Source organism: Micromonospora foliorum, from assembly GCF_022229015.1.
Taxonomy (GTDB): domain Bacteria; phylum Actinomycetota; class Actinomycetes; order Mycobacteriales; family Micromonosporaceae; genus Micromonospora; species Micromonospora foliorum.
Genome location: NZ_JAKKFF010000097.1, coordinates 1 through 11375, shown reverse-complemented (window position 1 = coordinate 11375; position 11375 = coordinate 1). Strand labels below are relative to the sequence as shown.

Genomic DNA, 11375 nt, shown 5'->3' with positions numbered 1-11375 from the left:
CCGCCCGGATCGCCGACGCGAAGGCGCAGGCGGCAGCCGCCGAGCAGCGCGCAACCGAGGAATTGGCTGGGCTACCGCCGCCGCACCCCCGGTGACACCGTCAGGATCCCGAGCTGTGGTCACCCCGGTTCGACCCACGCCGTCTGGATGAGCTGCTGACCGTCGCGGCGGCGCACAAGAGTGCCGCGACCCGCCGGCTGCGGGCTCGGCCGCAGGTTGCCCAGGACGGCGCCCTCCTCCCGGTTTCCGGACATCAGCAGGCCCGGCGAGTCGAGTTCGCGCAAGCGTTGCAGGACCGGCTCGTAGAGCGCGCGGGCGATGCCGCCGACTCGGCGCGTGACGATCAGGTGCAGGCCGATGTCGCGGGCCTGGGGCAGCAGGTCGAGCAGAGCGCCGAGCGGGTTGCTGCCGGCCGAGGCGACCAAGTCGTAGTCGTCGATCAGGACGTAGAGTTCCGGACCCTTCCACCAACTCCGGTCGCGCAGCTGGGTGGTGGTCACCTCCGGCCCGGGCAGGCGATTCTGCAGAGCGCCGCGAATGGACATCATGCTCTGGCTGAACACCTGGTTCGACCCGGCGTAGTCGAGCAGGTGGTCCCCCTCCACCGCGCCCAACAGGCTACGCCGGTAGTCGGCGATCACCAGTCGGGCCTGGGCCGGCGTGTGCCGCTCGGCGATGCCCTGGGCGATCAGCCGCAACAGGTTGCTCTTGCCGCACTCGGCGTCCCCGAAGACGCTCAGGTGCGGCTCGACGGCGAAATCGAGGTGGACCGGCGCGAGCGCGGACTCGTTGACCCCGATGGGCAGCCCTGGTGTAGCTCGGTCGACGACCTTGGCCAGCTCGGACACGGTCAGCTTCTGCGGCAGCAGACGTACCTTCGGGGCGGGAGGGCCCGGCCAGCTCGCCGCCACCTGCCGGGCCAGTGCCACCGACGCCTCCGTGAGGTCCTCGGTGTCGCGCAGGCCGTCGATGCGTGAGAGCACGGCGAGGAAGTGCAGCTTGTCGCGGGTCAGACCTCGACCGGGCGAGCCGACCGGGACGTTCTGCGCGGCGCGCCGGTCGAACTCCGACTCGGCCGCATCGCCGAGCCGCAGTTCCAGTTTGGTACCGAGGAGATCCCGCATGGTCATCCGGATCTCCGCCCAACGCACTGCGGTGACGACCACGTGGATGCCGAAACCCAGCCCTCGATTGGCCAGATTGTTGATGATCTGTTCCAGCTCCTCGTACTCCTGGCGCAGGGTGTTCCAGCCGTCGACAACCAGGAAGATGTCGCCGAACGGGTCGTCGGGAAACTCGCCGCTCGCCCGCCGACGCCGGTAGTCAGCCATCGAGTCGACGCCCTGCCGGGCGAACCGGGTCTCCCGGTCGTCGAGGGCGGCGACCACCTCGGCCACTGTCCGGCGGACCCTCTCGGTGTCCCGACGAACGGCCACCCCCGCCACGTGCGGCAGCTCCTCCAGGCCGCGCAGCGCGCCACCGCCGAAATCCAGGCAGAAGAACTGCACTTCGCGTGGGGTGTGGGTGAGTGCCAGCGAGGCGATCATCGACCGCAGCAGGGTGCTCTTGCCGCTGAGCAGGCCACCCACGATCACCACGTTGCCGCCTGACCCACCGAGGTCCACCATCATCGGGTCGCGGCGCTGCTCGTACGGCCGGTCCACTACGCCCACGGGGGCGGTGAGCCGACCTCGGCCGGCCCAGTCCGCAGTACACAGCCCGAAGCGCGGGTCCACGCGCAGGGGTGGCAGCAGCTCACCCAGGCTCGGCGGTTCGGCCAACGGCGGCAACCAGACCTGGTGCGCCGGACGGCCCCGGTCTCGGAGCCGTTCCACCAGCAGGTCGAGCACCGTCTTGCCGGCGATGGCCTCCGCCAGGGCGGAGCCCGGCTCGGCTCCGTCGTGGCCGGGCGTTCGCGACACGTACCCCGCCCGGAAGCGCACCATGGCCGAGTTGCCGGCCTTCAGGTAGCCGTGACCCGGCGCGTTCGGCAACTCGTACGCGTACGGAACGCCGAGCACGATCCGGCTCTCCACAGCGGAGAACGTCCGCAGACCGATCCGGTACGACAGGTGGGTGTCCAGACCGCGCAGCTTGCCCTCCTCCAGCCGCTGCGAGGCCAGCAACAGGTGCACACCGAGCGACCGGCCGAGCCGACCGATCATCACGAACAGGTCGATGAAGTCGGGCTTCGCGGCCAGCAACTCGCTGAACTCGTCACAGATGATCAGCAGGCTCGGCAAGGGCGCCAGCGGTTCGCCGGCCGCGCGGGCCTTCTCGTACTCGAAGCGGGAGACGTAGTTGCCGGCCGCGCGCAGCAGCTCCTGCCGGCGCACCATCTCGCCAGCGAGCGCGTCGCGCATCCGGTCGACAAGTGGCAGCTCGTCGGCCAGGTTGGTGATCACCGCGCTGGTGTGCGGCAGCGCGTCCAGCGAGGCGAAGGTCGCGCCGCCCTTGAAGTCCACCAGGACGAAGTTCAGCTCCTCCGACGAATGCCGCGCCGCCAGCGCGGCGACGGTGGTCCGCAGCAGTTCGCTCTTGCCGGAGCCGGTCGCGCCGATAACCAGGCCGTGCGGGCCCATCCCCGCCTGGGCCGACTCCTTCAGGTCGAGCAGGACCGTTGTCCCGTCCAACTCGAAACCGATGGGCACCTGAAGGTGCTGCTCCGCGCCCACGGACGCGGCGGGGCCGTTGAAGGCCACCAGTGCCTGGTAGTCGGTGAGGCCGAGGATCTCCAGCGCTTCGTCCCGGGACTCCCAGGCGCCATGACGAGCGCCGCCGGGCGGGGACACCGCCGACAGGCCCCAGGCCTGGGCGATCATGGAGATCATCGATGTCGCGCCGTCGGTGACGGCGACGCCGAACTCCGAGCCGAAGTCGGGGTCGACGTCGGTCACGGTCAGCTCGGGAAGGGCGATGCGGAAGGTGCGCCGCCCCTGGATGGCCCAGCCGGGCATCGACAGCGGCAGGCGGGCGGCATGGTCCGGGTCGACCATCGACTCCTGCGGCTCCGACAGGCGGGTCTCGATCCTCAGCTGCGGTAACTCGATCAGCTCCTGGGGAATGGACCGCCAACTTCGCTCGACCACAGCCAGGTGGAACCCGTACCCCAATCCCTTGTTGGCCAGCTCGATGACGCGGGCGGTGAAGTCCGGTTGCAGCGCGACGAAGTCCTGCCAACGGTCCACGACGAGGAAGATGTCCGGCTGCGGGCCGGCGTTCAGACTGCCGCGCCGCGCCCGGAGGCTGGTCGGCGACTCCAGCTCGTGCTCACGGAACAGGCGCTTGCGCCGCAGCACGTCCTCCTCGAGCTGGCTCAGCAACGTGCCCAGCTCGACCACCTCGTCGTCGCCCAGGACCGTCTCGACGTGGGGTAGCCGCCGCATCGGCCCGAGCCAGTTGCCACCGGACTCAAGGCAGTGGAAAACGACCTCGTCGGCCGAGTGGGTGAGAGCGAGCCCGCCGATGATCGTGCGAAGCAGGGTGGTCTTTCCCATCCCGGGACGTCCCACGATCAGCAGGTGCCCCTCCGACGAGGCGAGATCGAGCGAGACAGGTTCCCCGGCCGGTTGGTCGATGCGGTGGTTGAGACCGACCGGCACCTTGAGCAGCCCGCGCTGACGCCACTCGACCGCGCACAGCTTCACGTCCTCCCGCGCCTGCAACGGGCCCAGCAGATCGCCGAGACGCGGATCCCGCGGGTCCCGCGGATCCCGCTGGCGGTGATGGCCGTCCCGGGACAACGCGATGTGCACCTCGCTGCTCGCTCGACCGAACTGGCACGGGGACTGTTCGGTCGTTCGTTTCGGCAGCTCCAACTGCACGTACCGCCACAGATCCTCGGGGGTGATCCGGCCTCGACCAGTCAGGTCGGCGGCACCGGTGCTCAGGCCCTCGATGACCGTCTCGGTGAAGGCGGAGCGGAGGCGCGGCGTGGCGGCCGTTGCCGGCTGGCCGTCGACGGCGCGCTCGACGGAGTTGGTCGCGGTGATGACGTAGCGGCCGTCGCCAGTCTTCAGTTCCCCGTCGAGGTTGAGATCCGCGGGTGACTTGGCATGGTCGAAGGCACCGCTGTAGCAGCAGTCGAGCAGGATGACCGAGCTGGCGGCCTCGGACTCGTCGAGCAATTCGTGGACGAAGGACGCGGAGATCGACGTCGACGACAGACAGTCGACCTCGGTGTTGGCGACCGCCAGGTAGAGCCGGCCCCGCTTGCCGCGGCGGATCCCATGCCCCGAGAAGTAGAGCAGGATCAGGTCTTCCGGCCCGGCGCTGCGCAGCATCGTCTCCATCGTGCGCTCCACCGAGCTCTTCGACTCGTTCTCCAGCAGCACGGTGCGGTCGAAGGCCCCAATATTGGCGTCGGCCAGCAGACTCTGCAGGTCGCGAGCCTCTTCCCGAGGCGCGTACAGGTCGGCCAACGAGTCGTCGATGTAGCGGTCGTTGGCGATGAGCAGAGCCAGGCGCTGTCCCACCGCTTACGCTCGGACACCACCCGGGTGCTCACCCGGGACGATCGCGGCCTGGTCAGGATCGGGCGAGGCGACAATTGCGTCGGATCGGTGCGGTGCCTTGATCACCCGGGCCAACTCGGCGACGAGGAGAGGATCATCGATCCGGGTGCTTCCCGTGATCACCAACTCGGTCTCGCCGCTGCGCACCGTGATTGACCGTGCTTTGGTTCGCTCGGTGTAGGCGATCGCGATCTGGACGATCGCGCGCATGGTGGTGGCCGAGAAGAGGCCGCCCACCACCAACATTCCCAGCTCCCATGCCTCGGGTGACTTTCCCGGAGCGGGAGTGGGAGCGGGCCTCGTGGCGGGGCCGACGCGCACCCTCGGGATGGCCCGCAGGTCCTCGGCGAACCCCTGGGTGAGGGTGTCGAGCCGTTCGGCGGTCATCGGAAGCTCGGGATGTACGACCATCGTCAGCTCCACCGTCGCCACTCCTTCCGGCACCTGTTCGCTCACCCTCCACATTCAACACCAGCCGCGCACCTGGCTTGCCCCACGAACAGCCGAATCTCCGTGATGGTCGCCGACGATCCTGTTATGGGCTCCGGCTGACGTGGAACGAGTGGCCGGTGCGATCACGGCCGGTACCGTCATCGTCGGGAGCATCGCCGCAGGGTCCTTCCCGCCACCGCCGTGCAGGCGCTTCGCCCCGCAGCGATTCGTCGGGCGTGCTCCCGATCCGTACGAACTCATTCCCCGGGGGGCGCTGACCCGAGCACCGGCCACCGCTGCCCCGGCGAGCACTTCACCATGGCCCTACTGGCGGGCTTCGCCAGGTGGTTGGCGCGCCGGGGCTACACGATGCCCGAGCAGGAACAATATGGATGGGTCGGGCGCCGATGACGAGGGGCGGTGTGGGCGTGGATCAGCGACGGTCGGCGGGTCGACGGGTCAGCGCGAGCCCGAGGGCGATCATGCCAAGGCCGAGGAACAGGTGCAGCCAGTTGTCGGCGTTGTTGAGCGGCACGAAGTTGGCCCCGCTCTGGTGGTCGATGACCAGCCCGTAGAGCCAGAGCACCAGGTAGATGGCACCGCCGGCGATGAGGTAGGTGCGGGCACCGGAGACGGTACGGGCCAGGGCGAGGCCGGCGACGCCGAAGGCGAGGTGGACCAGGTTGTGCAGGATCGACACCTGGAACAGTCCGAGCAGTTTGGCTCCGGACTCGTGCCCGGCGAACTGCAGGGTGTCGTAGTTGCTGGTGATGCCGGGGATGAACCCGAGGATGCCGACCAACACGAAGACGGCACCGACGGCCTGGGCGGCGCTGCGGACCGGGTGTTTGGCTGTGGTCGTGCTGCCGGAGCGGGACTGGTTGACCATTGTTACCTCCGTGAGAGACAGTGCCGCTTATCTCCCCCAACAGGCCGGCCCGAAACCGGACGGGCCCGGTCAGTCGTGACGTAACTGCCGAGCGAGTTCGGCCTCATCCTTCGCGCGATTGACCGCCGGCGCGGCGCCTGAGAAGAGCAGGTACGGCGACCCGAGCGGTCCCTCGTCGGGCGAGGGCAAGCACCTGTGGCGGGCACGGTACTGGACGCAGGGCTCCGAGCCGGGCTGGAGCCAGCAGTGGGAGGATCTTGGCCGCTGCTGAGCGGCACCTGACACGGAGGGTGAGGACGGCCGCTCGCCAGGCACGGCGAGCGGCCGTCCTTGGTCAGAGGCCGGCGGCGTGCGCGGCGGCGGTGCCGCCTACCACCGGTAGGACGATGTTGCTGCTCTTCAGCGCGACCTGCAGGTTCGCGGCGGTGGTGTCCGCCTGGCTGGAGTACTGCGGGTAGCTGGCCACGATGATCACGCCGATCCGGTGACCGGGCTTGAAGACATAGTCCTCCGGCAGCAGTGGGAAGCTGAAGTTGTACGACTCCCCCGGCACCAGCGGCACGGCGACGCGGATCGACTGCCGGTTCTGGGCGTCCATGATGCCCTTGGTGACCAGCTCGTAGTCGGCCGTGGCCACCCGCTTCGTCGTCTGCTTGTAGCAGCCGTCGTCGGTCGGGCTGCTCTCGCCCCAGCAGTCCTCCGTGGTCAGGGTGATGATTCCCTCGCCGGAGGCCCGGTGCGCGACCCGCTCGTCGGTGCCGTAGTCGACCAGGATCGCCCCGAGGTTGGTGTCGGTCTGGTCGGCGGACGCCCGCAGTTGCACGGTCGGGGTGCCGGAGATGTGCAGCGGCGCGGAGAGGGGCGCGGAGAGGAAGGCCAGCCGGTTGGGCTGCACCACGTCCGGGTTGAGGATCATGGTGTTCTGGCTCTGCGTGCGGCTGTCCTGGAACGCCCCGGTCGCCGGCTTCGGGGTGGGCACCAGCCCGAGACCGCCCGCGCCGGTGGTGCCGGGCTGGAGGAACACCTCCGTGTCGGCCTTGCCGGGGATCGGCCAGTCGGCGTGGGTCTCCCACACGTCGGCGGACCGTTCCAGGTCCACCCGCGGCTCATCCATGATGCCGTTGGCGACGCCCTGCAGCCAGAAGTCGAACCACCGGTGCAGCGTCGACACCCACACCGCGCGGCGCGAGTCGAACGGGTCGACGTGGCCCTCCTGCGACAGCCACAGCTTGCGCGGCACGTTGTTCTCCGCCAGGGCGTACCAGAACTTGCTGAAGTGGTCCGGCCGGACGTTGTCGTCGTTGAGGCCGTGGTAGAGCAGCACGCTGGCGGTGACGTTGGGGACCTTCTTGACGTAGCTGCGCTCGTTCCAGAAGGCCGTGTAGTCGCCGTGCTCGTCACCGTCGGCGGCGCCTATCGCGTCGCGCACCGGCTTGCAGTAGTCCCGGCGCTCGGGGTTGGTGACCGTGTTGGCCAGCGACGCCACGTAACTGTTGCCACGGGTGACCACGCCGTTGCTGCGCACGTAGTCGTAGTACTCGGTCGGTCCGCTGATGGGCACCACCGTGGTCAGGCCCTGCACGCCGGTCACCGCCGTGGCCATGGCCAGCGAGCCGTCGTACGACTTGCCGATCATCCCTGTCTTGCCGTTGTGCCAGTCCGCCTTGACGATCTCACCGGCGGCGTTACGGGCGGTGGCCCGGCCGTTGAGCCAGTTGACGGCCTGCTTGGCGCTCAAGTTGTCCTGGTTGGCGTTGGTGGTCGGGCAGCCGGTGGAGTTGTTGGTACCGACCATGTCCAGCAGGATGACCGCGTAGCCGCGCGGCACGAAGTAGTTGTCGTAGAACAACGGCCACTTGTCCAGCAGCCCGTCGCCGTCGAGGTCCGCCTTGCACTCGGACTCGTTGCCTCGGCAGACCGTCGAGTAGTAGGGGCTGGCGTCCATCACCACGGGGGCCTTGAGCCCCTGCGCGGTGGCCGCCGGCCGCATCAGGTCGAACGCGATGATGTCGCGCAGACCGTCGTTGTCGCTGTCGAAGGTGGAGTCGATGAAGAGGCGCTCCCGAATGGCGTCGGCGTAGCCGAACACCGGCTGGGTGACGCCGTCCTGGACGACGATCGACGGCGGACCGTCCGCCGCCAGCGCTTGCGGCGCCGCGCCGAGGGCGGCGAGCACCGTCGCGGACAATACGGCCACGCCAGTGCGCCAGCGCGTTCCCACTGTAGCCATGCAGTCTCCTTGATGTGTCCGAGGTTGCGTACGCTACGAGCCGGTGGCCTGTGCCACCACCTGCACGTGTAGGAACTTCGTTCGGTGTGGTTCGACGCGGGCCGCACCGAGGTGCTTGGGCGACGGGACTACGGCGGGCCGGCCAGCACCAGCTCCCGTAGCCACCGGTCGAGGGCCGGGGCGTCCAGGCCACCCGGCCAGCCGCGCAGCAGGGCACCACCCTTGGCCACCAGCACCACGGCCGGCGGCTCCCGCACCGCGTACGAACGCCAGATCGTCTGCTGGTCGTCCAGGACGACCGGATACTCCACCCGGTGCGCGCGGAGGTAGTCCTGGACCTCGTCGGCCTGGTCCGCGCCGGCCACGCCGACGAAGACCACCCGGTCGCGATAGCTGCGGGCCAGCTCACTGAGGGCGGCCTGGCGGTCGGCGCAGGTGGTGCACCAGGAGCTGAAGAAGGTGAGCACGACAGGACGCTGCGCCCACAGCTCGGCGGCGGCCAACGGTGTGCCGTCGGTCAACGCGCCGGTGAACGCCGGGGCGGCCGGAGCGGTGCCGGGCGCCGGGCGCAACGCCAGGTCGGCGGGGACCGGCCCGGGCAGCGCCGCCGTCCCTCCGGCGGGCGTCGGCGCGGGCTCGGGGTCGGGCGTGCTGCATCCGCCCAGCAGTGCCGCGACCAGCAACAGCGGCAGGAGTACCCGCCTCATGACGGGACCACCGCCACCAGCGCCGGGCCCTCGCTGCTGTCCGGCGTCAGGTCGAGCGCCGGCCGGCCGTCCACCTCCAGCCGGTAGGAGGTCCGCTGCGGCACCCGCACTCCGACGGCGAACTCGCAGTAGGTGGGCAGACGTTCGACCCCCAGGTCCTCGGCGAAGGCGGCCACCGCGGTCCCCGCCGGCAGCTGCCCGCTGGCCAGCGCCGTCCCGTCCGGGTCCAGCACCCGGAACGGCGCCCGGTTGTGGAAGTGCTGGTACGGACCGGTGCCGGCGCAGTCCACGCCCGCGGCCCGGATGTTGATGTCGCGAACCAGGACCCGGACGGTCGTCGGGGAGACCGCCTCCTGGGCGCCGCCGCCGACGCCGCAACCGGTCGCACCGGCCAGCAGCAGGGGCAGCAGCGTCATGATGCCTCGCCGCACGTCATCCTCCTTCCGCCCGCCTGCCGGGTCCGCGGCGGCTGGCCGCCGCGGACCCGGCAGGAACGGGGTCAACCTCGGGCGCCGGTCAGGACTTCTCGACCCGGCACTGCTTGGTCACCGTCTTCGTCGGGTCGCTCTCCGAGGTCGCGGTGAGCTTCACGAAACCGGTGGCCGCGGCCTCGGCGGTGGCACCCACCGACACCGTGACCGTGGTGGCCTTGCCGAACTGCGCGGTGGCGAGCTGGTTGGGCAGCCAGGTCCGCCAGCCCTTGCCGGCCACCTCCGCCGACAGGCGGTAGACGTCCGACTTCAGGTACGCGCTGACGTTCTCCGGGTGCTGCTGCCCGCCGGCCGAGTACGAACCGGTGTTGGTCAGCTCGAACGAGCAGGTCACCCCGCGGTTGGTCGGCTTGCCGCCACCGGTCACCTCACCCTTGCCCAGCAGCACGTCGTGAGTGCTCGGCCCGCCGGTGCCGTCCAGCGAACGCACCGCCACGGTGTAGGAGAGCGAGCCGGCCGAGTCCCGCTTGAGGTCGATGACGTAGAAGTGCAGCCGGTTGGCCTCGTCGACGTACTCGTACTGGCTGCCGGTGTCCGCGCCGGCGTGGAACAGCGCGTCGGAGAGCTGCCGGTAGTCACCCATGGTGATCTTCTGCGGGGTGCCGTCCGGCCGGTAGAAGTCGATCATGTCGATGTCCTGCGGGTTAGCGTCCACCACCCACTGGAACGGCGCGCTGTCGGCGTTCTTCGTCTTGCTCAGCAGCACGCCACTGTCCGGGGTGAAGGAGTCCGCGCCCATCCGGTCGACGACCTCGACGGTGTAGTTGTTGAAGTTGCCACCGTCGCACAACGGGTCGGTGCTGACCCCACACGTCGGCGACAGGTCCTTGTTCAGCGCGATGTTCACGCCGCTCAGACCCTTCGGGCCGGCGTCGACCGCCCGGGACGTGACCTGCGCGACCACCAGGCCCGAGGAGGCCAGCGCCTCCCGCGACAGCCGCAGCACGTGCTCCTCACCGAGCAGGCCGATCTTGAGCTTGTCCCGCACGGTGTGCAGCGAGCCCATCGAGCCGCCGTTGGTCGGCGGGATCTGCCAGCGGGTGTGCGGACCGCCCGGGCCGTTGAACGACCCACGCGACATCATGCTCCAGATGCCGGTGTACGCCCTGCGCAGCGGCTCGCCGTACGGGTTGTTGTAGTTGTCGCCGATGCCCAGCAGATGGGTCAACTCGTGGGCGTAGACGCCCATGCCGGAACTCTCCCCCTGCGTCGAGGAGCCGCCGCCGGCGTTCGGCCACAGTGTCGCCGCCGCCTTCCACGAGGTCCAGTCCACGTAGCGGGTCTTCGCCCAGTTCGGCAGGTTGGGGTCCGGTGGGCCCCACGCGTCCGGCACGTCCTCCTTGTTCTGGAAGATCATCTGCCCGAACTCCTGCCAGGTCGACGACTCGTCCTGGCCGGCGCTGAGGATGAACACCAGCTCGTACTGGTTGGCGACCTCCTCGCCGACCGCCGCCCGCCAGGCGCCCAGGCCGTCGGTGCGGATGTTCTTGCCGCACACGTCCCCGCTCGGACAGGCGCCCGGGTTGAACCCGTTGTCCAGCCCGTACTGGTAGGACTTGGAAGGCATCTGGTACGGCCCGAACCCGGTGAGGTCGACGCCGTAGCGGCCGTTGGAGTCCTGCATCCAGTACTCGTGCAGGGTGTGGCCCTTGTTGAGGGTGTTCGGGGTGTTCAGGAAGTCCTGGTAGAACGTCGGCACGTCCGCCCGGGGAATGTTGGTCGCGACGGACTGGGGGTTGCCGAACACCGTCGAGCGGGCCCGCTGGGAGACCGCGAACGTCTCGTCAGGATAGTCGAGCGCCACCAGGGCGATCTTGAAGTTACGGACCGAACCGGACACGCTCGGGTCGGCCCAGTTCCTGCCGGGCACGGCCTTGTAGTCGTTCCAGGTCATCGTGTCCGGGTTCTGCCAGGCCTGCGGGTCGAGGACCTGGAACGGCGCGGTGCCGCCGGCCGGGTTGGCCGGGGCCGCGGCGGCCTGCGCCGCCCCGGTCGCCACGAGCGTGGTCACGACGGCTGCGGCCAGCACGGCCCGTCTCAGCCGTGTTCGGTGGGGGGTAGCACGGTGCACGGAACCACCTCTCGTCGGAGGAAAACGCGGCGCTGGCGTCC

The 11375-nt window shown here is 69.7% G+C and carries 7 protein-coding genes; all 7 read right to left on the bottom strand.

Annotated features, from left to right (window positions below; genetic code table 11):
- Positions 1-119: 119 nt before the first annotated feature.
- The 7 genes from eccCb to PSH25_RS09240 all read right to left on the bottom strand — a co-directional run bounded on the left by eccCb (position 120) and on the right by PSH25_RS09240 (position 11274).
- Positions 120-4475 carry a type VII secretion protein EccCb gene (gene eccCb / locus PSH25_RS09270; RefSeq protein WP_238658623.1) on the bottom strand — a complete coding sequence of 1452 codons (4356 nt, stop codon included), beginning with the start codon at positions 4473-4475 and terminating at the stop codon, positions 120-122.
- A gap of 3 nt (positions 4476-4478) precedes the next feature.
- Entirely contained in the window at positions 4479-4970 is a 492-nt protein-coding gene (locus PSH25_RS09265; RefSeq protein WP_238658622.1) for a hypothetical protein, read from the bottom strand.
- A gap of 409 nt (positions 4971-5379) precedes the next feature.
- Positions 5380-5835, bottom strand: a complete 456-nt coding sequence (locus tag PSH25_RS09260; RefSeq protein WP_238658621.1) for a DUF4383 domain-containing protein — start codon at positions 5833-5835, stop codon at positions 5380-5382.
- Between the two features lie 334 nt (positions 5836-6169).
- The gene (locus tag PSH25_RS09255; RefSeq protein ID WP_238658620.1) at positions 6170-8065 is read right to left on the bottom strand and encodes a CocE/NonD family hydrolase; all 1896 of its coding nucleotides are present in this window, start codon (positions 8063-8065) and stop codon (positions 6170-6172) included.
- A gap of 128 nt (positions 8066-8193) precedes the next feature.
- Positions 8194-8772 (bottom strand): TlpA family protein disulfide reductase, encoded by a 579-nt coding sequence (locus PSH25_RS09250; protein ID WP_238658619.1) that lies wholly within the window; start codon positions 8770-8772, stop codon positions 8194-8196.
- Entirely contained in the window at positions 8769-9203 is a 435-nt protein-coding gene (locus PSH25_RS09245; protein ID WP_238658618.1) for a hypothetical protein, read from the bottom strand. Before PSH25_RS09245 ends, PSH25_RS09250 begins: the two co-directional genes overlap by 4 nt.
- Before the next feature lie 85 nt (positions 9204-9288).
- The gene (locus PSH25_RS09240; protein ID WP_238658617.1) at positions 9289-11274 is read right to left on the bottom strand and encodes a M6 family metalloprotease domain-containing protein; all 1986 of its coding nucleotides are present in this window, start codon (positions 11272-11274) and stop codon (positions 9289-9291) included.
- Positions 11275-11375 lie beyond the last annotated feature (101 nt).